The sequence below is a fragment of the Flavobacterium sp. P21 genome (genome assembly GCF_050632225.1).
Taxonomy (GTDB): domain Bacteria; phylum Bacteroidota; class Bacteroidia; order Flavobacteriales; family Flavobacteriaceae; genus Flavobacterium.
In genome coordinates this window covers 3914589-3938959 of the sequence record NZ_CP192585.1, presented here as the reverse complement: position 1 = coordinate 3938959, position 24371 = coordinate 3914589, and the positions used below count along the sequence as shown (strand labels likewise).

The following is a 24371-nucleotide window of genomic DNA, read 5'->3' as shown; positions in this document are numbered from 1 at the left end:
GGGTCGCACATATTGTGCATCATCATAGTGAAGAATTCAACTTTACAGCCGCCGCTAGAATTACTACTTTTCAGGCTATAATCAGAACTGGTTTTTGGTGTGTGCTTCCTTTTTTGGTTTTCATCCAGGAATGGTTATTACGATGTTGATTGTACACGGAGCTTATTCGTTTTTTACCCATACACAAGTAATTGGCAGAATAAAATGGCTTGAATATGTTTTTGTAACGCCTTCAGTTCATGGTGTTCATCATGCATCCGATGAAAAATATTTGGACAAAAATTACGGTGATATGTTCACATTTTGGGATCGGATTTTCGGAACTTTTCAGGAAGAAGAAGAAAAACCGAAATATGGTTTGACACATCCTTTAAAAAGCTATAGTTTTCTTTGGCAACATTTTCATTACTATTTTGAAATATATGAATTGTGGAAACGCTCAAAAGGATTTAAAGCACGATGGATGGCTGTTTTTGGAAGTCCCGCAAATATGGATCAAGACATTCGCCCAATATTAGAAAAGCGCTTTCTGCAAGACAAAAGCAATCCGAATCAGCGCCTTCGCTTCCGAAATTATCTTTATATCCAACTCGGAATCTGCACATTAATCTTGACTGCTTTCACGTATTATTTTGATTTATTGAATACGCTCGATAAAGTTTTTGTTTTGTCGGTTATCATCATCACATTAATAAACTGCGGTGCTTTGCTGGAACAACGAAAATGGATTTATTATCTAGAATACGCCCGAATTCTCATGATTACAACTTTCTTTTTGTATGAAGAAAATTTGACGGTATTTTTCTTTATTCCGCTTGCGGTAATGATTTTTGTAGAGCAATTGTTTTCGTTGAGCAAATATTATCAAAGTATGATTTTGCAATTGGAGACTGTTGAATGAAATTAGAGCATCTATAAGAACAAAAAACCAAGATAAAAGAAAAGCGACATCTAAAGTGTTGCTTTTTTTATTAGCAGATTAAATTGATTTTAAAATTAGATTTTCACGCAGATTTTAAAAGATTTAAGCAGATGCGCGCAGATTATAAAAGATCAGTTTAAATCTGCTTTAATCTGCATAATCTGCGTGAAAAAAGCTTAGTATCTCAGAACCTTAGCACCTTAACAATTTAGATAGTTTTTATCGCCATAATTTTCTCTTCAAAAGTATCTTTAAAATCAGATTTGCTTTTGATTCGAGTTTTATAAGTATAAATGGTAGCTACAGAAAGTTCCAGGAATTCTGCCATTTGATTGCTGTCTTGAATTCCTAATCGGTAAAGCGCAAAAATCCTTAATTCGGTATTTAAAAGTTCGCCTTTTTTGACGATGCATTTATGATCATTTGGAAACAAATTATTAAAATCGGTCACAAAAGTCGGGAACAGTTTCAAGAAAATCTCATCGAATTGATGAAACAGATTTTCTCTTTCTTCTTTAACATTATAGCGCTTTAAACTCGCAATAACTTCATCGGTTTTTTTGGTAATGATTTTATGCAAAGTGCTTTTCTGAATATGATCAATTTTGTTAATGAAAGCCGAGGTCGCTTTAATAAAATAGGTAATATATTCCTCTTTAATGGCATTTGCTTCGCTTAAGCTAATATTCATTTCCTGAAGCTGTGCATAGGAAGAAGCCATTATTTTTCGGGCTTTGTTTCTTTCTTTTAATTGTTTGAAAATAATAATTGAGAACAAAACAATTATAAAAGTCAAAATCGTCAGCAGAATAATGATTCTTTCTAGTTTGTCATTTTTCTCCTTTACATTATTCAGTTGCGCTTTTTCAATAATTGGCAAAATTGATGAAATTTCAATTTTTCGATGTCTTGCATTGTAAAAAGTCGCATCGTCCATTGCAATATTGATATATTCATTTGCTTTGTCCAAATAGCCCATTTTAAAGAGTTCATTGGCCAGATTTCGGAGTGCGACGGTTTCTTTTGTTGCATTTTTCACATCGGCAATTGCGGCTAAAGCTAAATATTCAATGGCTTTTTTTGTATAACCTCTTTCGGAATAAATATAGCCAAGACTTGAAGTTGCAATTCCGTAATAATCAGGAGGAAGGTTATAATTATTGATCCAATAGCTGAATGCAAATTCGGCGCCACGCCAATCTTGCTGTTTCAATCTTTTCAAGCTTTCAGCGGCCCAATATTCATTGCTGTTGGTTCCAATTAATTCTAAAGCTTTTTCAAAAAGTGGTTTCCCTGCTGTACATAATGAATATTAAAACGTTGATCTTTATTATAATCAGCTAAATCATAATAAGCGCGGGCTTTGATGTTGTAATATTCAAATTTGTTTTTTATATCCAATTTATGATCGTCAATAACATTTAAAGTGTCAATGGCTTCTTTAAATAATCCAGATGAAAGAAGTACAAAACCTTCTTTGATGCGGCTTTTCGCCAAAAATTTCGGATCTTTTAAAACAATAGCCTTGATTTTTGCTTCTTCCAAATAATAATAAGCCGAGTCATATTTAAACGATTTATATTCATCAAATAGTGACATATAAGTATTGTAAAGGCCTTCGCTGTTTTGGCTCACGGTATATTTTGAAACGTTTCGCTTTAAAGCTTCAATCTTTCGATACTTCTGCTTCAAATAAACGTCTTTTTTGAGAAGCGTTTTATCTAATTCTTCTAAAACAGGATTTGTCTCTTTCGCGGCGAGAGAAAAACCTGCAATAAGAAAACATAGAATTAAAATTCTTTGCATGGTTTTTTGTTGGTTTAGGGTAAAAAAATCTTTTTTTGGTTTGTTCGAGTTAATTCGTTTTTTAATTCGGGATAAGCTTGAGCGGGCTTATGAAACAACTTTTTAGATCTTTAAAACTTCGTTAAAACAAAGCTATGAATTTAGGTTGAGCATCCAAAAATAAGACATAAATGTTAAAAGTTGTCAATTTATTTGCAATTATACAATAAAAACCAATTATATATATGCATAGTGAAAAAAATATACTATTTAATTTTCATATTGTCATATTTACCATCATTTTTAGGCTCATTTTCGTCTAAACAGCATCTTGATTTTTTGAATTATCAAAAATAGTTAAAATATTGATTATTAATTATTTATGTGTAAAAATCTTTCAATTATATCTTGATTTTTCTCAGACATTTTTTTTAGATTTATTTAACATCTAGTTTCGTCATGTCTTTTAACGAGACAGAAAAACTAACAAACAAACCACAAATTTATGAGATGTAAAAGTATTTATTGGTTAGCTGTTGTTTTGGGTTTAATGGCCACTGGCTGTGATAATACTGACGACGGAAGCTACGTTGATCCGATTACCCTTTATGAAAAAGTAAATGGAAATTGGGGATTGACAAACTTGAAAATGGTTGATGAAGTTGCGAAAGCAAATAAGATCGAACCAAGCGAAGAAAACTTGAGCACGTATTTTAACTATGAAGATTTTAAAATTAAATTCAACGTAGATGAAAAGAACCAGCCTACAAGTTACGAGGTAACAGGAAATGTGCCTCCATTATTTGCGCCAAAAGGATATTGGGCTTTAAGCTCAGATTTCCAGCCTACAAATCTTGGCGTAACAAAAATCTATTTGTTTAGTGATGCGCAAAAAACGCAAAAAACAGACGAATTAAAATTGTCATCAGTTCCAGGAAGCAGTGATGAAATGGAATTCCAATTAACGCATTCCTCTGGAGGTTCTGCATTCGTGTCTTATGTGTTTAAATTAAATGCTATTAAATAAAAAGTAATATGAAAAAATTTATATATACAATTTTACTTGCCCTTTTGATGGCTCCTAATTTTACGCAGGCGCAAGAAGCCGCTGGAGCCGTAGGCAGTATGTCATCATTTCCTGTAGTTTACAAATATGATGAAAAAGTAACGTGGTACTTTGATCTTTCGGGAACTACGTTTGCAGAGACTGAAGATGTTTATATCTGGATTTGGTCGCCATCTGAGCCTGATGCTGGTCACTGGGAAAATTCATCAGATTTTGCCAAACTTAAATATGAAGGAAATAAAGTTTGGAGTTTTACTTTAACACCAACACTTTATTTCTCTAAAACTCCAGAAGAAATTGCGAGCAAGCGCTGGGTTTTGGTTTCGTTTGAAAAACAAAAACGGATCTAAGCAAACTGATGTTGCTAATATGCCTTACACTGATTTTTCTTCTTTTTATACTGCAAATGAATTAATTAGATCATATCCATCAAAACCTTTGATCGATAAGCCAGTTAGTATTTTATTCAATTCGAATTTAAAAGATGGTTTTGCAGGTGTTCCAAGCGTTCATTTTCATTCTGGTTTAAACAACTGGGCTGTTTTGCAGGAATATCAAGCGTGGATTCCAGAAGTATCTGAAAAAACAAAATTGAAAGATCTTGGAAATGGTTTCTATAGAATGGATTTGATTCCGCAAGAATATTACAATCCTCCAGCAGGTTTTGTGATGGAAAACATCACTTTCTTGATGGTTGCAAAAGATTGGACAACTAATTCTGGTGACCAAATTATTTATGCAGGTGAATTTATTCCACCACCACCACCAAGTTTCAGTTTTTTTCCAACAGTTATCAGCCAAAAAGATTTCCTTGGAATGTCAAGAAAAAACAATGAAGTGGGTGTAAATAAACTTATTTATACGATTACGGCAGGAAGCAAAACAATATCTGGTGAGTTTACAGGAGGTACAGCTGAAATAAAAGGATTTGTCAATTTAGTTTCAGAATTAAATGGTGTTCAGGGTTTAAGTGAGATTCATGTTTTGGTAAAAGACAACAAAGACAAAACAATTTCGGATACCAACATTCCTCTTAAAACTTTAGACAAATAATTCACTATCAAATTAAAACATCAATTCTAATGAAATGAGCATAATCCCAAATTAGTCATTAAACCAATAATGGCTATGCGAATTACATATGACTGATAAAAAAACAATAAATAACGACATATGAATAGTAAAAATAAAAGAATAGTCCTGCATCAAATGTGGACTACTAAAACTGCAGTATTCATGATTTTCATGCTTTTTCTTTCGGCAGGAATGTTTGCGCAAGAAAAAAGCAGATTTCAGGTACTGTGTATGACAATACAGGCACTGTATTGCCGGGAGCATCGGTAATTGAGGTGGGAACAAAAAATGCAACCACAACAGATTTTGACGGAAAATTCACTTTGACGGTAGCCGTAGGAGGTTCAATCGAAGTTTCATTTATTGGATCAACAAATCAGAAAATCCAAATCACTTCGGCAACTAAAAATCTTGATGTTCGTTTGCAAAACGACGGATATCAATTGGCAGAAGTTCAGGTAGTAGCTGTTGGTTACGGAACTCAAAAGAAAGCAGATTTGACAGGAGCAATTTCAACTGTAAAAGCAGATGATTTAGTAAAAGGAACAATCTCTTCTACTGAGCAGGTTTTGCAAGGAAAAGTAGCAGGTTTAAATGTTATTCGCCCTTCTGGTGATCCAGCGGCGGGTTCTACTTTGAGACTTCGTGGAGGAACTTCTTTGACTGCAAGCAACAACCCATTAATTGTAGTTGACGGAATTGCTGGTGTTGATATCAACATTGTACAACCTTCAGATATTAAAACGGTTGACGTTTTAAAAGATGCTTCGGCAACGGCTATCTATGGTTCAAGAGGAGCAAATGGAGTTATCATTATAACTACAAAATCAGGGACAAAAGGTGTTTCTGTTACGTACAGCGGTTTATCAAGTATTGGTTATGTAAACGATAATTTAGATCTTTTATCAGCAAATCAATGGAGAAATTACGTTCGTACTACAGGAAATAAAGATGCAGTAGATTATGGTGCAAATACAGATTGGCAAAAAGCTATTGAGCAAACAGCAATTTCTCAATCTCACACTTTAACGATCAATTCTGGTAAAGCTGACAGTGGTTTCAGAACTTCGCTTTCATACTTAAACAACGAAGGAGTTATTAAAAATTCTGGTTTAGAAAGACTTAGCGGAAACGTTACAGCATATCAATATCTTGGAGATAATAAAGATGTAAAATTCGACATGGGATTATTTGCAAATATCGATAAATGGCATCCAATTGATTACAGAATTTTTGAATATGCTTACAACTTGAATCCAACAATTCCGGTTTATACACCAAGTGGAGAATTTTCATCTGTAGCTCTTAATCAGTACTATAATCCAGTTGAACTTTTGACAAACAGAACAGTTGACAATGAAAGACACAGACTTTTAGGTTATTTTAAAACTGAGGTTAAATTTTTGAATGATTTCCTGGCTGTTGCTAATATTTCGTTAGAACACAATGCCGTTAAGGGAGGTACTTACAAACCAAGTTATGCTGTTTTAGAAGGATCTACAGAGGGTGGTTATGCTCAAAGAACATACTCAGAATATACAAATGCGCAAGGTGAACTTTATGTAAATTATACTAAAGTAATTGATAAACATAACATCAGTGCACTTGGAGGATATTCATATTTAGAAAATATTTACGAAGGTTTTGGTGCACAAAGAAGTGGTTTTGTAACAGATGCTTTTAGTTATAATAATTTAGGTGCTGGTTATAAATATCGTTTAGGTGATGTGTATTCGTATAAAGGAAAATCAAATTTGGTTTCGTTTTATGCTCGTGCAAATTATTCTTATGACGGAAAGTATTTGCTGACTGCAACAGTAAGAAGAGACGGTTCAAGCCGATTTGGAGAAAACAATAAATGGGGAACTTTCCCGTCAGCCTCTGTGGCTTGGAAAATTTCAAATGAAGGATTCATGGATTCTACAAAAGGTTGGCTTGATAATTTGAAATTGAGAGTGGGTTATGGTGTAACGGGTAATCAAGACGGAATTGGAGAGTACAAATCGCTTTCTATTTTAGGAGTTGGAAACGACAGTTACTACGATCCAGTTACAGGAACTTGGAGTTTGGCTTATTCGCCACAACAAAACCCAAATCCGGATTTGAAATGGGAGTCAACTGAGCAGATAAACGTTGGTTTTGATTTTACACTTTTCAACAGAATCTCAGGTTCATTTGAGTGGTATTCTAAACAAACAAAAGATTTATTATACACTTATGAAGTGCCTCAGCCACCTTATTTAGTTGGAACGATGTTGGCAAACGTTGGTGAAATGTCAAACAAAGGAGTTGAGCTTACTTTGAATGCAGATATCATCAAAGGGCCAAAATTCAATTGGAATGCTAATCTGACGCTTGGACACAACGTTCAAAAAATCGAAAAACTTTCAAACCCAACGTATAAAACAGATGTAATTTACAGCGGTTCTTTACACGGTTTAGCAGGTATGTCTGGACAATATTCTCAAATTATTGCTGAGGGTTATCCTGTTGGAACTTTCTGGGGATTCAGAAATGCTGGTCTTGATGAAAATGGAAAAATTCAATACTATAACAAAGCAGGAGATATCGTTGCAGAAAGCGCTTTAGTTGATGCTGACAAAACAGATTTAGGAAATATTCAGCCAGATTTGACATTAGGAATCGGGATGAACTTTACTTACGGAAAATTTGATTTAGGTATCAGCGGTTACGGAATGTTTGGCCAAAAAGCATTAAATGCAACAAATATGATGCTTAATGATCCAACAAGATTGCCTGCTTATAATGTTCCAGATGATTTCTTAGGAAGCGGTATTACATCAGCTCCTAAATATTCTGATTACTGGATTGAGGATGCTTCATTCTTTAGACTTCAGACACTTTCTTTTGGTTATACGATGCCTCTTGGTACGCAACAAAAATCAAAACTTAGATTTTATTTAATGGGAGAAAATCTTTTTGTAATTACAGGTTACAAAGGTGTTGATCCAGAAATTGGCTTAAACGCGCAAAATGGAGTAAATGGTGTTATTGATCAAACAGGTTTAGCATCTCCAGGAATTGACAGATATAACAATTATCCTAGACCAACGACAATTTCTGTTGGATTAAATTTCTCGCTAAATAACTAAGCGAATTAACTCAAAATTAGAACAAATGAAAATCAAAATAACAGCAAGCAATAGTAATGAGCATGCTTTTTACGATATCATGTACAGATTTAAGTGAAGACTTATATGATAAAGTAGAGGATGGAAATTTTGGAAATACCACCAAAGAAGTTGATGCATTAGTTGGAGGGGCTTATTCTTCTCTAAGAGGATTCGCTGACGGAATATCAAACAATTATCCAACTTGTGAGTATGTATTCTTTTTAACTGAAACCGTTTCTGATGAAGCGACAATTCCTACCAGAGGAACAAACTGGTACGATGGAGGGCAATATCAGGACGCACAGAAACATACTTGGAAAGCAGATAACCGAATGATTCTTTCGGCTTGGCGTTACAATTATACTGGAATCGCAAAAATCAATTCTATCATTTATCAAATAGATAAATCATCTTTGTCTGATACTTCAAAAGCGCCAATTTATGCTGAATTAAAAGCGTTAAGAGCATATTACTACTATAATCTTTTAGATTTATTCGGAAATGTGCCAATTGTAACCAATTTTGAAGATACATCGCTTCCATCAAATTCTACAAGAAAACAAGTGTATGATTTTGTTGAAAAAGAATTGACAGATGCTCTTCCGCATTTAAATTCAAATGTGGTGTATTCTAAAATGACAAAAAATGTTGCCTATTCTTTATTGGCGAGATTATATCTAAATTCTGAAGCTTTTATTGGAACAGCGCGTTGGCAGGATTGTATTAATATGTGCCAAAAAATCTCGGGTTACTCATTAACGCCAGATTTCTTTGCCAATTTTGCTACTGAAAATCAAAAATCACCAGAAATCATTTTTGCAATTCCTTACGATTCAAAAGCGGGAACAGTTGGAAATTATATGAATTCAATGTCTTGCCATTATTTGCATAAACTAACCGTTTCTGCAACTGGCGATTATCCTTGGAGCGCAAACGGAATGTGTGCGCGACCAGGAGTATTCTCAACTTTTGCTGATACAGATAAAAGAAAAAATGTATGGTTGCCGGAGATCAAATTAACAAAGCTACAGGACAAGTTATTGTTATGGATAACGGTGAAAAACTAACATATACTGAAGAAGTTAATAGTGTTACTGACGCCAAAGAAAATCAAGGAGTTCGTTTAGGAAAATATGAAATGAAAGAAGGAGAAACTTGGGAGCGTGATCATGATTTAGTGGTGATTCGTTATGCCGAAATCTTGATGATGCAAGCAGAATGTTATGTTCGTCTGGGTTCTCCAGATTTGGCTAAACCTTTCCTACAACAAGTTACAGCGCGTGCTGGTGAGGAAATGCCAACAACAATTGATCTTGCATTTATCGATAAGGAATTATTGAAGGAATTTACTTTTGAAGGAAGAAGAAGAACAGACAATATTCGTTTTGGAACATTCTTCTTGCCATGGTGGGAAAAAGGAACTACAGAAAAATACAGAGCGATTTTCCCAATTCCTAGCACCGTTTTAACAACAAATAAAAACCTAAAACAGAATCCTGGGTATTAGGTCATTGAATGTCAGTCTTCCATGTTGGTTAGTCGTGGAAGGCTGACATATTTTTAAAATGAAGATCTGCATGGCTTTATTTTTTAGCCACAGATTATAAGATTTTCACAGATTACAATTAAAGAAAAAAGAAATCCTTTTTAATCCTTTAATCTGTGGCAAAAAAACGAAACAAATATTACATTAATATGAAAAGATCTATCACCTTATTGTTTTTCGGGATCGTGAATGTTTTGATCGCCGCCGGGTGCGCTGGTGATGATAATAAAGGTCCAGATAAGCCTACAGAACCAGAAACACTTGCCCCTGTAGCAATTGAAAAAACAAACAGCACCAAAATCTACGTTCATTATATGCCTTGGTTTGAAACCAATGAAAGCAGTGCTGATAAAAAATGGGGATACCATTGGACAATGGCAAACAAAAACCCGAACAACGTTGGAGCAAACAACCGTAGGGAAATTGCTTCGTATTATTATCCGCTGATTGGACCCTATCATTCTGGAGACAAAAATGTGATTGAAAATCATTTATTATTGATGAAATATTCAGGAATTGATGGTGTTTTGATCGATTGGTACGGCACTTATGACGTGAATGATTACCGAATGGTAAAAGAAAATACAGAGCAATTGATTGCCATGTTGAGCAAAGTTGGTCTTGAATACGCGATTGTTTATGAAGACCGAGTGACGACAAATGTTGTAAATGCAGGAAAAGCAATTTCTGTAACCAGTGCGACAAAAACCGATTTAAGTTATTTGCAGACGAATTGTTTTAGCAACGCCAACTATATTAAAATAAACGGAAAACCTTTATTGATGAATTTTGGACCAATTGTGTTGCAAACGCCTGCAGAATGGACAAATGTTTTTAGCTCATTGACAACAAAGCCTACTTTCCTGACGCTTTGGGATCAATCTGTAGAAGCGGGCGATAATGCTTCTGGGGAATATGCATGGGTTTATAAAAACAGTACGTATCTGACTAATTTTTATACCAATACAAAACCAAAACTTTCAGTAGCAATGGGAAGTGCTTACCCTGGTTTTAAAGATTTTTATGCTGAAGGCGGTGGCGGAGGCGGCAATTGGCTGGACCATTGAACACAATAATGGTGCAACACTTGACGAAACTCTTTCTTTAGCCAAAAATGCAAACCTAAGCTACTTGCAATTGATTACTTGGAATGACTTTGGTGAAGGAACCATGTTTGAGCCAACAGTTGAATTTGGATATAATTACATCGAAAAAGTAAAAACTTTCGCTGGCGTAAAAAACACCGAATCATTTTTTGCAGATATCAGCAAGCTTTATAATCTGAGAATTGAAAAGAAAGGAAATGCTGATGCTCAGAAAAAACTGGATCAGGCTTTTAATTATTTTGTTTCCATGCAACCTGCAAAAGCAAAACAGTTACTAAGTGAAATTAAATAAGGAGCTGTAATTAATACAATTAAATAATGAAAAACATAAAATATAGATACTGTCTGATGGCGCTGGCCTCAATGTTGCTCTTTGCCTGCAGTACTAAAAAAACGACTTATAAAATCAGTTCTCCTGGAAAAAACACCGAATTAGTTTTTGAATTAACGCCTTCTGGACAGCCTCAGTATAGTTTTACTTCTGGAGGAAAATCAGTTATTGAACCTTCATTGTTAGGATTTGAGTTTCAAGGAATCCAAAAAATGACAGATGGTTTTGAAGTGGTTTCCACCGAAGAAAAAACCGCTGATGAAACTTGGGAACAGCCTTGGGGCGAATTCAAAAAAGTGAGAGATCATCACAATGAATTAATTGTTCATTTGAAGGAATCGAAAGGCGAAGAGCGTTTGGTTGATATTATTTTTAGAGTTTTTGATGATGGTGTCGGATTTCGTTATTCTTTCCCAAAACAGCCTCATTTAGGCAAAGTGAAGATTTCGAATGAAGTTACGCAGTTTACTTTTAAATCAAATAATGATGTTTGGTGGATTCCGGTGCACCGTGAAAACAGTTATTACGAAAGCGAATATCGTAAAACGCCGATTAGTCAAACAGATACTATCAACACGCCAGCAACTTTTGAAACAAAAGAGAAATTGTATGTGGCAATTCACGAAGCAAATTTGACTGATTTTGCCTCAATGACGCTTTTAAAAACAAGCGACAAACAATACAAAAGTGATTTAGTGCCTTGGGCCGATGGTGTAAAAGTATATGCCGAAGCGCCTTTTATAACGCCTTGGAGAACAATCGTTGTTGGTAAAACGCCAGGAGAAGTTGCCACTTCGACTATTATGTTGAATCTAAATGAACCTTCAAAAATTGAAGATCTTTCTTGGATTACGCCATCAAAATATATTGGGATTTGGTGGGGAATGCATTTAGAAAAATTCACTTGGGGGCAAGGGCCAAAACATGGTGCAACAACAAAAAACACTAAAGAATACATTGATTTTGCGGCGAAAAACAATTTTGACGGCGTTCTAGTTGAAGGCTGGAACGAAGGCTGGGATGGTGATTGGACTGCTGACGGATCTGCCTTTAGTTTTGTAAAAGCATATCCTGATTTTAATTTGGAAGAAATCACAAAATATGCGGCTATAAAGAATGTTCGCCTGATTGGCCATCATGAGACAGCAGGCGCTTCTAAACATTATGAGAGCCAGCTTGAAGATGCTTTTAAATTGTATCAAAAAATGGGAGTGAATTCTGTTAAAACGGGTTACGTAAACAAATATTTGGACAAAAAAGAATGGCACGACAGCCAATATGGAGCACGTCATTACAGAAAAGTAATCGAAACTGCGGCTAAATACCATATTATGATTGACAATCACGAGCCAATGAAAGGAACTGGAATTCAGCGTACGTATCCAAACTTTATGTCGCAAGAAGGCGGAAGAGGTCAGGAATACAATGCCTGGTCTGTTGATGGCGGAAACACTCCGCGACATTTAACAACTTTGCCTTTTACAAGAATGCTTTCTGGACCTTTTGATTATACTCCGGGGAATTTCAATTTTGATTACAAAACGCCTTCTGGCGCGAGAGTGCAAACTACTTTGGCGAATCAATTGGCTTTGTATGTGATTATTTTCAGTCCGTTGCAAATGGCTTCAGATTTACCGGAGAATTACGAAGGTAAACCTGAATTTCAATTCATAAAAGATGTTCCGTGCACTTGGTCATACACTAAAGTTTTGGATTCTAAAATTGGAGAATACACTACAATTGCACGTAAGGACTGGGATGAGAAAAATTGGTATTTAGGATCTATTACAAACAAAGATGCAAGAGACCTAAAAGTTGATTTGTCATTTTTAGATGCAGGAAAAGAATACGAAGCCACAATTTATGCTGATGGAGAAGGGGCAAATTATAAAACAAACCCATATCCGGTAACGATTTCAAAACAAAAAGTAAATAGCAAGAGTTCAATAAATATAAAATTGGCGACTGGTGGAGGAACAGCTATAAAATTCACTCTGTTGAATTAATTGAATTAGTTTTCGTTTATTTTAGTTAAGTTTAAGTTTGAGCAGATGAGCCCGATTTCTTTTAAAAGATTTCGGGCTTGTTTTTGTTTTTTTATTTCAAGTTTCAAGTTTAACCGCAAAGAACGCAAGGTTTTTTGCTTAAGATTGCGTTCATAAACGCAAAGTTCGCAAAGCTTTATCTAAAAACTTTGCGAACTTTGCGAACTTTGCGTAATCTTTTGCGTGCTTTGCGGTAAAAAAACTTAGAATCTCAGTATCTTAGTACCTTAGCACCTTTTACTTATGAAGCTGAATATGTTTTCCAAAAGTATAAACAGCGGCTATAGTTGGACCGTTATAACCCCATTTAAAGAAACCGTTAAGTCTTTCTTTTTCAGCGTCAATTCTAATGTTTAAGCCTGTAAATCCTGCTGTTAAACTAAAGTTTTTATAAACGTTATATAATACAGAAAGGTTGTAGCTCAAAATGCGGCCATCGATATCGTTTACTTTTATAGCGAAATAATTCACATTAGCATAAAGTCCCACTTTTTTGCCTAATACAAATTCTCCCCAAAGACCAATGTCTGGTAACGGCGCAGTTACACCAAAATCATCACTAAAAGAAACTTGCTGTGTTTGCCCTTCCAAACTCAGACCAACATCTATTAACATTACGTGAGCACCTATTAAGGCACCTATTTCATAAGTTGGTTTTGATACAAACGCGTAGCTGTAATATATTCTAATAATCTGATTGTCAAAAAATGCTGAAACACGACCATCAACTGGATAAGTATGATCACCAAATTCTATATCTTTTTGAAGGGTTTTTGTTGATGTTCTGTCTAAATAATAATATTCAGAACCTAGTCTTGATCTTCTTGAAATTCGCCACTCAAAAGTAGCGACAAATGATTGGGTGTTTTTTTAAAACCAAGATCTTTTTCAAAATCGATCATATTTCCAAAATTACCGTTGTTGCTTCCTACTTCAACTTGTGTATTATTTACGGGAAAAAATGCGCCAGCTGTAAATTTAAATCGGCGCGCATGCCAAGGCAAATCTTCGGGATCATAATTTTGACCTTCGTCAGATTTTAAAGAGTTGTTTTGTACGGCGGGTAAAGTTTCGGCTGGAATTTCGGCAGTAGTTTGTGCTTTGGCCAAAAAACAAGAGAAGAAAACTATCATAAAACAAATTAATTTTTTCATTGGATTTAATTTTAGAGTTTTTGATAAATTTTTAACACTTAAAGTTAACAAAAAAAATCATCCATTTTATTTTTTACCGTTTAATATTTAATTAATTCGGTTGAATATCAGTTTGATAACTTAAGTTTTGTTTTGTAAACTCTTAAACTTCTTTTGAAAACGGATGCCGCGTGAGGGATAGGAGTAGTCCGCCGCCAGCGGAACGGATAGCCCGACAGCTTTTAAAAAAGGCCTCAATACGCACAAAGCATATTAAGGCCTTTTTTTAAAAGGTGGCACGCCCAGATTTTAATTATAAATTGTGAATTATAAATTGTTAATTGGTTTATATCATGTGAATTACGGTGCGTGTCCCTCCCGAGGTCTCGGAATCGCCCAAGATGACCTACAGAGAAATTAATAATTCACAATTAATAATTCACAATTAAAAATCAGACTCTATTGTAATCTGCTTTCCAGTGAACGATTGCTTTTTTGATAGAGTCGCCTGGAAGATTGTTTTTTAGCGCATCTTCAACAAGTGACAGGAATTCTGCATCGGGAGCAAAACGAAGTGCAAATATTTGATCATCGGTTAATTTGTATTCGAATTCTTCAAATCGCTTTCCGGTTAAGGTAAAATAGCGGTAACGAACTTCGAGTCTTATAATTCTGTTTTGAAGTATTAAAGCGTAATGCTGTCGTAGCATAAAGGCCAAGAAAAACAGGAAAATGAATCCGACGCTGATAAACGTCCAAATAAGCGCATCGTTTGTTGTGCAGGCAAAATAAATGCCGCAGATTAGAAAAAAGATGAGAACAGGATAATATATAAAATGATGTGGGATATAAAAACGGATATGATTGTAATAAGTTTGAACTTTCATAATTAATCTTTTAAGTATTTATAAAAAAACAAAGCTACTCTAAAAATTAGAATAGCTTTATTTCTCAAAATAAACTAACATAACCAATGTTTCCTTTATACTCTTAACTTTGCAGTTTTGTACTTCTATTTATTTGAAAAAAGCCTTCATTTCTGTTTAAATTCTTTCTTTTTCGTGGCTTTAATTTCTTGATAGTAAAGTTACTATGTGAAGGAATCTATTTGTTATATTTTAAATTTAATTTGTTATATGATTTCAACTGCGGTTTTTTAAAACGGCTATGATTTTCCATTCGGATAATTTTGAATCGAATGATTTTCCTGCGTTTGCCGGACTTGTAGACGGAAGTGTGATGAGCTGATATGTTTTTTCTAGATGGATATATTTTTTGAAAAAAGCATGTGCTTTTTGTCCGTTAAAAAGAATGGCTTTAATGTTTGAATGTTGTTTTAAAAAGGTTTCAAAATCATTTGCTATTTCGTTTTTGATCGCGCTGTCCAAACTTCCTACTCGGTCGCAATATTGAAGAACATCCCAAAGTGCGATTTTATTTTTTTCCAACAGTGCTTTTCTGATTTCATAATCGTTTGAAAAATCTTCTCCTAAAATGGCAAACATGAATTTCCAGAAATTGTTCTGATTGTGCCCATAATATTGATTCAATTCTAATGATTTTGTGCCGGGCATGGTGCCGAGAATTAGAATTTCAGAATCATGTGTGGAGATTGGAGCGAATGAGAAGCTTTTCATTTTTTTGAATTAAGAAATTTTTTATTTGAGTTAAAATTTTCATTCCGAAGTAATTATAAAACAAAACTGAAAAATTATATAACATTTTTCGGGATGACTTGGCCGAACTTTGGAATATTGATTTATAAAACAGCAAGAATAAGTTTTAAGAATTAATGTGTGAAATGAAATACCAAATCTAAATATAAGCAAAATGAAAATAGTTACAATACATACAGAGCAAATCCAAACTGTTTTTGAGGAATTGAATGCTAATTTTGATGGAAAAATAGCTTTTGATTTTGATGAATACAAATTGGAAATCAATAATAGTTTTGCTCGCGGAACAATTACTGGAGCATCTTTCAATGATAATATTTCATACGTTCAGTTTGATATGACATTTTCAACTCCGGTTCGAATAGATTTTTTGAATGTGATTTCAACTCCTGTTTATTTTGCGTATTGTTCAAAAGGAAGTTTGAAGCATAGCTTTGGAATTGATGGTGAAGAACGAAAATTTAAAACTTTTCAAACTGCTATTTTGGCTTCGAACCAAAACCAAGATAATATTCTATTTTTTGAAAAAGACATTAATACAAAACTGACTTTGATTATTGTTGGAACTCAGGCGGAGAAATCTTATTTAATGCCTTCGTTGAATCAAAAAGTGAAAGAAACTTTTTTGAAAATAATGTCATGCAGAATTTCTTTTATATGGGATCTTATAATTTAAAAATTGCTAATAAAATTGAACAACTCAATGCTGTAACGCAAACTGGAATTGTGAGAAATTTGTTGAAAGAAGGAATCTTGAAGATTATTTTGGCAATGGAAATTCAGCAACACAGCGATGATTTAAATGCTTTTTCAAAAGATTCAAATTGTTTGACTTTAAAAGAAATGGAAGAAATCAAAGAACTATCTGAATTTATAAAATCAAGTCCAGAAGAGCCTTTCACGATAAAATCATTGAGTAAAAAATCAGGATTGTCACCAAACAAATTGCAAGAAGGCTTTAAAATGATTCACGACAGAACAGTGAACGATTATATCACACATATGAGAGTTTTGAAGGCCGAAATTTTAATGCGCACCTCTGACCTGAATATTTCTGAAATAGTGTACTGCATAGGATTTACCAGCAGAAGTTACTTCTCGAAAATCTTCAAACAAAAATTCAACTGCGGCCCGAAAGAGTATAAGTTTAATCTGTTAGTCTAAGGAACAAAGGGACAAAGTAACAAAGGTGCAAAGTAACAAAGGGACAAAGTAATAAAGCAAAAGACTAACAAAGTTGCAAAGCAACTTAAAAAAGCTTTGTCCCTTTGTTACTTTGTCCCTTTGCACCTAAAAAAGTCGCAAGCTTTTTTCAACGTCCGAAACGGTAATACTCTAAATCCATATTTGCCTTATTATTGATCGAATCCAAAATTGAATTCGTTCCGATGATGCTGAAAGTGATTCCGTTGCCACCAAAACCTAAAACGTAATGTTCATTTTTTTAGGATCCGGTTTCCCAAAATAGGGAAGACCATCTTTGGTTTCTCCAAAAGTTCCTGCCCAGGAATAATCTATTTTGAAATTGATGTTTGGAAATTTTCTTTTGAAGGAACGTAGCAAAAATTGTTCTTTTTTGGGCAATAATTTATCACGTTTTTTGGCATCAATAAATTCCTCATCGCCACCGCCTACGATTAATCGGTTATCTGAAGTTCCTCTAAAATATAAATACGGATTTGAAGTGTCCCATAAAATATAGTTTTTAAAAACAGCTGGCAAATCAGGCAGACTTTCAGAAGCAATGACATAAGTGCTTTTTAAATCGACTACTTTTTCCTTTAATGTTTCTGTGCTTTCATAGCCAGAACAATGTATGACATGACTTGCCGTAATAAGACTGCCATTTTCTGTGTGCGCAATAAATTTTGAGCCGTGATTTTTAATGGATTCAATATTTGTTCGGTCAAAAATTTCCATCCCTTTATTTTTGCAATAAATAAGTAAATCTTGCGCCAAACGATACGGATCCACCACTGCCGCGGTTTTGGATTCTATTCCCGCAATTGCCTTTAATCCCATTGTCTCCAATTCAGATTTTCCAAGCCAATTAACATCAAATCCATGTTGTTTTCTGGCTTTGAATTCGTTTTTTAAAAACGTAATGTCCTTTTTTAGCGTGCAGAAATAAATGCTTTTTTTGAATTCAAATCCGCAATCACTTTCTATTGTGTCAATAATTCTTCGCAAGTCAAAAATGGCTTTTTTACCATTTATATAACTGTTTATAGCACAATCTGCTCCGCGAATTTTCATGAGTTCGTGCAATGAAACGTCAATTTCGTATTGAAGCAAAGCGGTACTTGCGACAGTGCTTCCGTTGCAAATATCGCGTCGGTCAACTAGAACAACTTTTCTTCCGTCATTAATCAATTTATAGGCAATCAATGCGCCTGTAATGCCTCCGCCAATAATTAAAATTGGTGTTTCAAGATCACGATCTAAAGACGGATAACTTGCTTTTAGTTCGTTTTTTAATGGCCAGAAAGTTTCGGTTGAGCGTAGTTTCATTTTTTCGCGGTTTTTGAGGTAGTGGTTGAATTTGGTTTTTTGACTACTTTATTTTTGGATTTAGTCTCAATGCTATTCTTCGTTCTGTTTTCTGTTCTATTTTTGTCTTTTCTTGCATGTTGTTCGTGCGCTTCTGCAATGGAATGCGATGTTCTAATGGTTTCATCTTTTTTGGCAAGTTCGCTTAGTCTGCGATAATATTTTTGAACAATTTCCATTTCTTCTTCCGTCATGCTTTCAATATCAACTAGACTGTTGCTGGAAAACTCGCTTGACGCGACTAATTCATTTAATTTTAGCTGAATGGCCAATGAATCTTTATTTTGTGCTTTCTGAATCAAGAAAACCATCAAAAATGTAATGATTGTTGTTCCTGTATTGATGACCAATTGCCAAGTTTCTGAATAGTCGAAAAATGGCCCAGAAACGGCCCAGACTACGACAATCAGAAAAGCGATAATAAATGCTGGAGTGCTTCCGGTGGCTTTGCACACTGCGCTTGAAAATTTTTCAAAAGCACTGTTTTTATTTTGAGTTTTTGTTTTCATTTGAATTTGATTTTTTTGGTTTGCTAACTTTTTCTTCTCGAATTACTTTATTGTGTTTTTCGTCATAAATGGCTTCGTCAATTTTTTGTCCTGTTTTGCTGAAGATTTTTATTTTAGGAGCTTCGTGCGTTCCGGTGATGACAATCGGAAATCCAATAATTCCAAAAGGCGGAAGCCCAAGACGCATTCTTAAATCCAAAAGGCCATCAAAACTGGTTGTGCCTTTAATAGTGGGCCTGAAACTGGCAACAGAAAAAGTAAAAGGTTCAACGCGAATTAAATTATTGTCAATTGTTGAATTGATCTCGATTCCTTTCATGTCTGGATTGTCAAGGCCTTTTTGTCCTGTTTTAGAGCTGATTCCGTCGAATAGTTTTAAGCCTTTGACTTGAACATCACGGAGATCTATTGTACCGCCTCCTTCGAGTGATTCGTAAATCGGACTCATATTTCCATCTACATCGCCTTTGACTTTATAATCTACAGAAATAATTCCCTGCGCTTTTTCAGCTACTGTTACCATATCATGAAACATCGGAATTTCTTTGTAAGCTCTTTGCACGCTAAAATCCTTAGCCGTAAAATGAGCATCAAAATGAGCAGAAGTTGGTGATTCATCTTTATAAGATGCATCAATTCCGAGAATACAATCAATAATATTGAAAGTGGCTTTTTCCAAATAAAAACCTTCTTTTTTAATTCCAACTTTTCCTGAAAGTTTGTTTAAGATTAATCCGTTGTATTCGACTTTATCTGCATTTGCGGTTAAGGACACATTTAAGTTTTTCGGAACAATAACAACACCGCTCATTTTTGGGTGATCTTCTTTGGCATATTCAACCTCAATATTTCGGTCTTTATTTTCGCCTTTTTTTAGCGCCATAAATTCATCCACATTAATCAAGTTAGATTTCATGTTGAAATTCCCGCTCAAAGTTCCGTGCGATTCCAAGAAATAGTTGATTGTGTTTAAAAGATATCCGTTAATATCAAAATCTGATTTTCCATAAGAAGCATTGAATTTTTCAAACCACATTTTTTCGTTCTGAAAACGGAAATTTCCTTGCTTGATAAAAAATGCTTTTGGAAAAAGTTCAGAAGTTGCTTTTATGTTTTTCAGCAGAATTGTTCCTCGATTATCCAGTTTATTATATTGCCCAGTCGTAGCATAGCTTTGTTTTCCTTTAAGCGAAAGATCAGCTTTTGCATAACCTGTTACGTCAACTCCTTTTTGCGAGAAAACCTGATAAATACGACCAACATTAAGTTCGCCTTTGATTTTTGCATTGTAAGCCAAATCATTAAAATCAGAAAGTGTTGCATTTACATACATTGGATTTCCTTCGAAAACAAATGAAGCAGGCGCAACCGCCACAATTAAATCCTGGTAAGTTCCGGCTTTATTGAGCACATTCGCTACAAAAGTGATGTTAGTAATTGGGTTAGGATAGGAGTCGGTTTTGAGCCAGCCGTTATGCAACGCAATTCCGCCAATAGTTTTTGGGAACAGTTTTTTTGAAGTGCTAAAAATACCTTTTGCTTGAATATTTGTTTTTAAAATTCCTTTTAATTCTAAAGAATTCAATCCTAATGCGGCATCGACAACGGCAAGATCCAAAGCGCCTTTTACACTCGCATGAATTGTCATTTCATTAAAACCTTTGCTGTGCAAATAAGCGTTGAAATAATCTTTTTCGCCCACTTTAAATTTAAAAGTTCTCAGATTTACCAATAATTGCTCCATGTCTAAAGCCGGCAGAATTGCATTTAAATCCATTTGGAAATCGGTCAGCGGGACAGGAGCGTTTTTATAATTTACTGCGCCATTATTGATTTTTAGGTTAAAAGCTAAATTTGGTTTTTGCTTTTTTGCGACATTGTAATTTCCTTTAAAAGTAAAAAGCAAATCGCTTCGGCCCGAAATTTCAGTTTTTTCCAGCCAAGTCAAATATTCTGGAGGCATTACAGAAAGCAAATCTTTTACAGTTGTATTTTCTGAAGCGGCTTTGATATTGATTTTGTACCCATCTTTTAAAATCGTAAAAAGCCCTGTAAATTTTAAGGGCAGTTTATTGATATGAAGTTCATTTTTTTGAAGAATAAAGGAGAGCGAGTGTGTATTGATTCGGGTTATTAAATCGGCGCTTACATTTTTGCGTCTTAAATATCCCGTCCGATCGTAAAAGAAATCAAGATTGTCAATTTGGGCATTGGTACTTAAATCAAAAATATCTTCGCTAAGATTTCCCTTTCCAACATAATTGAAACCTTTAGCATCAACTAATACTTTCGCAGAACGATCATTATATTTGACATGGCAATTCTTTAGATCAATTCGTTCCAAGCGAATTGCTGTTCCTTCTTCGGGTGCGTTTGGATCGTTTTTTCTTCTTTACGATCTTCTGGTGCGATATAAATATTATAATTGGCTTGTCCTTTTTGATTGACCATTATATTGATCAAAGCATCAGAAACATATAATTTGTTGATTTTAACTTCGTTGTCAAAAATCAGTCTTTTCAAATTTATTCCAAATGCCACTTGATCTGCTTTCAGCAAAGTATCGTTTCGAAAAGGAGCTGAACCCGTCATTGATAAATCATCTAGCGAAACTGTAAGTGACGGAAAATGAGTAAAAAATGAAAGTTTGGATTTCGAAAAATCCAATTTAGTATCTAAACGTTCGTTGGCAATTTTTTTAACTTCAGATGCAACTTTCCCAGGGAATAAAAGCGGAATCAAAAAAAGTAATAATAAGATTCCTGCGATTGATATTCCGGTCCATTTTAAAATTTTAAGGCTTATATTTTTATACGAAGTTTTCATGGCGTAGAAATTTTATTGTTTTTTTCAGGCTCTTTTTTAGCTTCTTCGGCTTTTTGTTTGTCCTGTTTTTCTTTTTCTTCTTTAGCTTTTTCTTGTTTTTCCTTTTCTTCCTTGGCTTTGGCTTCTTTTTCTTTAGCTTCTTTTTCCTGCTGTTCTTCTTTCTTCTCTTTTATTTCTTCTTGTTTTTTTGCTTTTTCTTTCTCTTTTTTCTTGAAGTAGCCTCTAAAAAGGAAATTGCTTTTTGCGACTTCCATATTTTCGCTGAAACCTTTAGTACCGCTTTCTAAGTTTGAAAGCGTATTTGTAACACTGTTTGCCATTTTATCATCCCTTACCAATCTTGCCAAAGCACCGTTTCCGTTGTTCATGCTGTGGCTGAAAATGGCTAATTCCTCAGAAATCACGCCCACATTATCAACGCTTTTTTTGACGCTTTTCATGATGTCGTTCATTTCTATACCGTCAATAGATGCGATGGCTCCGTTGTCTTCAATAATTTTTGTTGATTTCGGACCTGGAGAAATTGTCAGTACTTTGTCGCCCATTAATCCGTCTGAGCCAATGCTGGCGCGGGCATCGGTTTTTATGAATTTGCGTATTTCGTCTTTTATCACCATTGAAACAATTACCGAAGAGTCGTTTATGATTCTGATTTCTTCTACAGTTCCAATGTTGATTCCAGAAAAACGAACGTTATTCCCGACCTCTAAACCACTTACTGTTTTAAATTTTGACGAAAGGTGAAAAGTCTGGCCAAATAAGTTTTTTTGTTTTCCAATAAAATAAATGGCCAAAATGAAAAGCGACAGTCCCACTGATACAAACATTCCTAATTTCCAAGTATATCCAGATTCCTTTTCCATGATTTCTACAATTTATTTTGCTTTATTCAAAAAATGAGCGTACCCATTCGTCTTCGTCTTTTTCTAATTCTTCATAGGTTCCTTCAGCGTGGATAACACCATCTTTTAAAACCATAATTCTGTCGGCAGTCATTTTGGCGCAAGCCATATCGTGCGTAATGATTATTGATGAGGTTTTTTGTTTGTGCTTTATATCCAAAATCAATTCACTGATTTCTCTTGAAGTGATAGTATCCAATCCCGTTGTGGGTTCGTCATACAAAATGATTTCGGGTTTTAAAATCAGTGTTCTTGCCAAACCAATTCTTTTTCGCATTCCGCCAGATAATTCGGCAGGCATTTTATCAATTGCATCACTCAAACCTACATTTTCGAGTGCTTCCATAACTTCATTTTCAACTTCTTCGGGCGTTAAATCTCTTTTGTGTGCCCTGAGGGTAAAAGCCAAATTTTCGCGCACAGACATCGAATCGTATAAAGCGGCACTTTGGAATAAAAAACCAATTTTGACTCTTATTTTGTTGAGTTCGGTTTTGCTGAGATTCAACACATTTTCATCAAAAACTTTAATTTCACCCTGATCCGGTTCAATTAATCCGACAATGCATTTTATTGTAACTGATTTTCCTGAACCAGATCGTCCTAAAATGACTAAATCTTCACCTTTGTTCACGGAGAGATTTACGCCTTTTAAAACGGCATTTTCACCGCCAAAATTTTTGTGCAGATTCTTGATCTCTATAATCGGAATCTGTTTTTTCTCTTTTGATTTTGTGTCGATATTTTTCTTTTCCTTGATCATCTTAAAAAATAAATCGGTTATCTGTACAGCCACCATGTCAATAATAAATATGCTTAATGAAGCTGTAACTACGGCCGAGTTTGCGGCGCGTCCTACACTTTCAGTTCCGTTTGCGGCATTAAAACCTTTAAAACAGCCAATCATTCCGATGAAAAAGCCAAAGAAAAAGTTTTGATTGTTGCCGGAATTACATCTAAAAATTCCAATGATTGTACAATCTGTGCTAAATAGCGACGAAAGGTCACATCTCCATGAATATTAATTCCCGCATAACCGCCCAATATTCCTATTGCATCTGCAAAAAACACCAATATGGGCACCATTAAGGTGCAGGCCAAAATTCGCGTTACGACTAAATAATTATAAGGATTGATTGCCGAAACTTCCATAGCATCAATTTGTTCTGTAACTTTCATTGAACCAAGTTCAGCACCAATTCCAGATGAAATTTTTCCGGCGCAAATTAATGCTGTAATGACAGGTGCAATTTCTCGAATCAACGAAAGTGCAACCATTCCCGGAAGCCAGCTTTCGGCACCAAAAGTCACTAGAGTTGGTCGTGATTGAATGGTTAAAACCAAACCCATAATAAAACCGGTTATGGCAACTAAAGGAAAAGATTTATAACCAATGACATAACATTGTCTCAAGAACTCTTTTGCCTCGTATGGAGGAATTAAAAGTTCCTTAAAAAATCGTGAGGCAAATAGTGTTGCACTTCCAATTTGTGAGAATGTATTTTTTAAGCTGAGAATCAAAATAAGATCTTTTAAAGTTGTAAAATTCCTTGCAAATCAGTTTTTTAACAGTTTTATATTCGTTTTCTAAATTATAGATGAAAGTTACCTTAATACTTGTTAAAATCTTTTACAGAACTTTTTTGGATGCTTATATAATTTTCATTTCAATACAATAAATCGCTTGATATGGCGTTTTCGAATTTCCCAAAAACAAAAAATCCCTTTCATTAAGAAAGGGATTTTAAGGGTTTAATTAATTTTGG

The 24371-nt window shown here is 34.6% G+C and carries 24 protein-coding genes and 1 pseudogene; 12 read left to right on the top strand and 13 right to left on the bottom strand.

The features are described 5' to 3' along the window. Positions 1–97: 97 nt before the first annotated feature. On the top strand, positions 98–901 hold the full coding sequence (locus ACQ9BO_RS19770) for a sterol desaturase family protein (RefSeq protein ID WP_431242147.1): 804 nt from the start codon (positions 98–100) through the stop codon (positions 899–901). Positions 902–1130: 229 nt separating this feature from the next. Here ACQ9BO_RS19770 and ACQ9BO_RS19765 read toward each other — a convergent pair whose 3' ends face one another. Beyond that, positions 1131–2135: a DUF6377 domain-containing protein gene (locus ACQ9BO_RS19765; RefSeq protein ID WP_431242146.1), complete on the bottom strand. Its 1005-nt coding sequence runs from the start codon at positions 2133–2135 to the stop codon at positions 1131–1133. 53 nt (positions 2136–2188) lie between these two features. Next, on the bottom strand, positions 2189–2728 hold the full coding sequence (locus tag ACQ9BO_RS19760) for a hypothetical protein (protein ID WP_431242145.1): 540 nt from the start codon (positions 2726–2728) through the stop codon (positions 2189–2191). A gap of 484 nt (positions 2729–3212) precedes the next feature. On the opposite strand from ACQ9BO_RS19760, the gene ACQ9BO_RS19755 reads away from it, so the two are divergent. The 9 genes from ACQ9BO_RS19755 (at position 3213) to ACQ9BO_RS19715 (ending at position 12970) form a co-directional block, all read left to right on the top strand. Next, positions 3213–3734: a DUF5004 domain-containing protein gene (locus ACQ9BO_RS19755; protein ID WP_132988948.1), complete on the top strand. Its 522-nt coding sequence runs from the start codon at positions 3213–3215 to the stop codon at positions 3732–3734. An 8-nt stretch (positions 3735–3742) separates the two neighbouring features. Continuing rightward, positions 3743–4123 carry a hypothetical protein gene (locus tag ACQ9BO_RS19750; RefSeq protein WP_431242144.1) on the top strand — a complete coding sequence of 127 codons (381 nt, stop codon included), beginning with the start codon at positions 3743–3745 and terminating at the stop codon, positions 4121–4123. Continuing rightward, positions 4071–4826 (top strand): hypothetical protein, encoded by a 756-nt coding sequence (locus ACQ9BO_RS19745; protein WP_431242143.1) that lies wholly within the window; start codon positions 4071–4073, stop codon positions 4824–4826. Before ACQ9BO_RS19750 ends, ACQ9BO_RS19745 begins: the two co-directional genes overlap by 53 nt. A 248-nt stretch (positions 4827–5074) precedes the next feature. Continuing rightward, positions 5075–7960 (top strand): SusC/RagA family TonB-linked outer membrane protein, encoded by a 2886-nt coding sequence (locus tag ACQ9BO_RS19740; protein ID WP_431242142.1) that lies wholly within the window; start codon positions 5075–5077, stop codon positions 7958–7960. A gap of 62 nt (positions 7961–8022) precedes the next feature. Next, a complete protein-coding gene (locus tag ACQ9BO_RS19735) occupies positions 8023–9048 on the top strand; it encodes a RagB/SusD family nutrient uptake outer membrane protein (RefSeq protein WP_431242141.1) in 1026 nt (341 codons plus the stop codon). Further along, positions 8979–9488 (top strand): RagB/SusD family nutrient uptake outer membrane protein, encoded by a 510-nt coding sequence (locus ACQ9BO_RS19730; RefSeq protein WP_431242140.1) that lies wholly within the window; start codon positions 8979–8981, stop codon positions 9486–9488. Before ACQ9BO_RS19735 ends, ACQ9BO_RS19730 begins: the two co-directional genes overlap by 70 nt. 188 nt (positions 9489–9676) lie before the next feature. Beyond that, positions 9677–10594: a glycoside hydrolase family 71/99-like protein gene (locus ACQ9BO_RS19725; protein WP_431242139.1), complete on the top strand. Its 918-nt coding sequence runs from the start codon at positions 9677–9679 to the stop codon at positions 10592–10594. Next, positions 10551–10925 (top strand): hypothetical protein, encoded by a 375-nt coding sequence (locus tag ACQ9BO_RS19720; protein WP_431242138.1) that lies wholly within the window; start codon positions 10551–10553, stop codon positions 10923–10925. The genes ACQ9BO_RS19725 and ACQ9BO_RS19720 overlap by 44 nt, the downstream gene beginning before the upstream one ends. 26 nt (positions 10926–10951) lie before the next feature. Continuing rightward, a complete protein-coding gene (locus tag ACQ9BO_RS19715; protein WP_431242137.1) occupies positions 10952–12970 on the top strand; it encodes a glycoside hydrolase family 97 protein in 2019 nt (672 codons plus the stop codon). A 276-nt stretch (positions 12971–13246) separates the two neighbouring features. Here ACQ9BO_RS19715 and ACQ9BO_RS19710 read toward each other — a convergent pair whose 3' ends face one another. The 4 genes from ACQ9BO_RS19710 to ACQ9BO_RS19695 all read right to left on the bottom strand — a co-directional run bounded on the left by ACQ9BO_RS19710 (position 13247) and on the right by ACQ9BO_RS19695 (position 15779). Continuing rightward, a complete protein-coding gene (locus tag ACQ9BO_RS19710) occupies positions 13247–13624 on the bottom strand; it encodes a hypothetical protein (protein ID WP_431242136.1) in 378 nt (125 codons plus the stop codon). A 194-nt stretch (positions 13625–13818) separates the two neighbouring features. Beyond that, the gene (locus tag ACQ9BO_RS19705) at positions 13819–14163 is read right to left on the bottom strand and encodes a hypothetical protein (RefSeq protein WP_431242135.1); all 345 of its coding nucleotides are present in this window, start codon (positions 14161–14163) and stop codon (positions 13819–13821) included. Between the two features lie 431 nt (positions 14164–14594). Beyond that, complete coding sequence (locus tag ACQ9BO_RS19700) at positions 14595–15029, bottom strand: DUF6526 family protein (RefSeq protein ID WP_431242134.1); 435 nt, start codon at positions 15027–15029, stop codon at positions 14595–14597. Between the two features lie 255 nt (positions 15030–15284). Then, the gene (locus tag ACQ9BO_RS19695; RefSeq protein WP_431242133.1) at positions 15285–15779 is read right to left on the bottom strand and encodes a DNA-deoxyinosine glycosylase; all 495 of its coding nucleotides are present in this window, start codon (positions 15777–15779) and stop codon (positions 15285–15287) included. A 193-nt stretch (positions 15780–15972) separates the two neighbouring features. Here ACQ9BO_RS19695 and ACQ9BO_RS19690 point away from each other — a divergent pair, with 193 nt between their 5' ends. Further along, positions 15973–16494, top strand: a complete 522-nt coding sequence (locus ACQ9BO_RS19690; protein WP_431242132.1) for a hypothetical protein — start codon at positions 15973–15975, stop codon at positions 16492–16494. Beyond that, positions 16476–16982 carry a helix-turn-helix domain-containing protein gene (locus ACQ9BO_RS19685; RefSeq protein ID WP_431242131.1) on the top strand — a complete coding sequence of 169 codons (507 nt, stop codon included), beginning with the start codon at positions 16476–16478 and terminating at the stop codon, positions 16980–16982. Before ACQ9BO_RS19690 ends, ACQ9BO_RS19685 begins: the two co-directional genes overlap by 19 nt. 258 nt (positions 16983–17240) lie before the next feature. Here ACQ9BO_RS19685 and ACQ9BO_RS19680 read toward each other — a convergent pair whose 3' ends face one another. The 7 genes and pseudogenes from ACQ9BO_RS19680 to ACQ9BO_RS19650 form a co-directional block, all read right to left on the bottom strand. After that, positions 17241–18329, bottom strand: coding sequence for an NAD(P)/FAD-dependent oxidoreductase (locus ACQ9BO_RS19680; RefSeq protein ID WP_431242130.1), 1089 nt, complete (start codon positions 18327–18329; stop codon positions 17241–17243). Next, entirely contained in the window at positions 18326–18877 is a 552-nt protein-coding gene (locus tag ACQ9BO_RS19675; protein WP_431242129.1) for a low affinity iron permease family protein, read from the bottom strand. The genes ACQ9BO_RS19680 and ACQ9BO_RS19675 overlap by 4 nt, the downstream gene beginning before the upstream one ends. Continuing rightward, entirely contained in the window at positions 18855–21221 is a 2367-nt protein-coding gene (locus ACQ9BO_RS19670; RefSeq protein WP_431242128.1) for an AsmA-like C-terminal region-containing protein, read from the bottom strand. The genes ACQ9BO_RS19675 and ACQ9BO_RS19670 overlap by 23 nt, the downstream gene beginning before the upstream one ends. Then, positions 21203–21703 (bottom strand): AsmA family protein, encoded by a 501-nt coding sequence (locus tag ACQ9BO_RS19665; protein WP_431242127.1) that lies wholly within the window; start codon positions 21701–21703, stop codon positions 21203–21205. The genes ACQ9BO_RS19670 and ACQ9BO_RS19665 overlap by 19 nt, the downstream gene beginning before the upstream one ends. Then, positions 21700–22566 (bottom strand): MlaD family protein, encoded by an 867-nt coding sequence (locus tag ACQ9BO_RS19660; protein WP_431242126.1) that lies wholly within the window; start codon positions 22564–22566, stop codon positions 21700–21702. The genes ACQ9BO_RS19665 and ACQ9BO_RS19660 overlap by 4 nt, the downstream gene beginning before the upstream one ends. A gap of 22 nt (positions 22567–22588) precedes the next feature. After that, positions 22589–23368 carry an ABC transporter ATP-binding protein gene (locus tag ACQ9BO_RS19655; RefSeq protein ID WP_431245169.1) on the bottom strand — a complete coding sequence of 260 codons (780 nt, stop codon included), beginning with the start codon at positions 23366–23368 and terminating at the stop codon, positions 22589–22591. Positions 23369–23371: 3 nt separating this feature from the next. After that, a pseudogene (locus ACQ9BO_RS19650) lies at positions 23372–24126 on the bottom strand (MlaE family ABC transporter permease); the annotation flags it as partial. Positions 24127–24371: the final 245 nt, after the last annotated feature.

Bases quoted from the DNA above. Each gene is read 5' to 3' on its own strand.
- ACQ9BO_RS19760 (WP_431242145.1), bottom strand. From the start codon at position 2,728: ATGCAAAGAATTTTAATTCTATGTTTTCTTATTGCAGGTTTTTCTCTC.
- ACQ9BO_RS19755 (WP_132988948.1), top strand. From the start codon at position 3,213: ATGAGATGTAAAAGTATTTATTGGTTAGCTGTTGTTTTGGGTTTAATG.
- ACQ9BO_RS19750 (WP_431242144.1), top strand. From the start codon at position 3,743: ATGAAAAAATTTATATATACAATTTTACTTGCCCTTTTGATGGCTCCT.
- ACQ9BO_RS19735 (WP_431242141.1), top strand. From the start codon at position 8,023: ATGCTTTTTACGATATCATGTACAGATTTAAGTGAAGACTTATATGAT.
- ACQ9BO_RS19730 (WP_431242140.1), top strand. From the start codon at position 8,979: ATGGTTGCCGGAGATCAAATTAACAAAGCTACAGGACAAGTTATTGTT.
- ACQ9BO_RS19725 (WP_431242139.1), top strand. From the start codon at position 9,677: ATGAAAAGATCTATCACCTTATTGTTTTTCGGGATCGTGAATGTTTTG.
- ACQ9BO_RS19720 (WP_431242138.1), top strand. From the start codon at position 10,551: ATGCTGAAGGCGGTGGCGGAGGCGGCAATTGGCTGGACCATTGAACAC.
- ACQ9BO_RS19715 (WP_431242137.1), top strand. From the start codon at position 10,952: ATGAAAAACATAAAATATAGATACTGTCTGATGGCGCTGGCCTCAATG.
- ACQ9BO_RS19710 (WP_431242136.1), bottom strand. From the start codon at position 13,624: ATGTTAATAGATGTTGGTCTGAGTTTGGAAGGGCAAACACAGCAAGTT.
- ACQ9BO_RS19705 (WP_431242135.1), bottom strand. From the start codon at position 14,163: ATGAAAAAATTAATTTGTTTTATGATAGTTTTCTTCTCTTGTTTTTTG.
- ACQ9BO_RS19700 (WP_431242134.1), bottom strand. From the start codon at position 15,029: ATGAAAGTTCAAACTTATTACAATCATATCCGTTTTTATATCCCACAT.
- ACQ9BO_RS19695 (WP_431242133.1), bottom strand. From the start codon at position 15,779: ATGAAAAGCTTCTCATTCGCTCCAATCTCCACACATGATTCTGAAATT.
- ACQ9BO_RS19690 (WP_431242132.1), top strand. From the start codon at position 15,973: ATGAAAATAGTTACAATACATACAGAGCAAATCCAAACTGTTTTTGAG.
- ACQ9BO_RS19685 (WP_431242131.1), top strand. From the start codon at position 16,476: ATGGGATCTTATAATTTAAAAATTGCTAATAAAATTGAACAACTCAAT.
- ACQ9BO_RS19680 (WP_431242130.1), bottom strand. From the start codon at position 18,329: ATGAAACTACGCTCAACCGAAACTTTCTGGCCATTAAAAAACGAACTA.
- ACQ9BO_RS19675 (WP_431242129.1), bottom strand. From the start codon at position 18,877: ATGAAAACAAAAACTCAAAATAAAAACAGTGCTTTTGAAAAATTTTCA.
- ACQ9BO_RS19665 (WP_431242127.1), bottom strand. From the start codon at position 21,703: ATGAAAACTTCGTATAAAAATATAAGCCTTAAAATTTTAAAATGGACC.
- ACQ9BO_RS19660 (WP_431242126.1), bottom strand. From the start codon at position 22,566: ATGGAAAAGGAATCTGGATATACTTGGAAATTAGGAATGTTTGTATCA.
- ACQ9BO_RS19655 (WP_431245169.1), bottom strand. From the start codon at position 23,368: ATGATCAAGGAAAAGAAAAATATCGACACAAAATCAAAAGAGAAAAAA.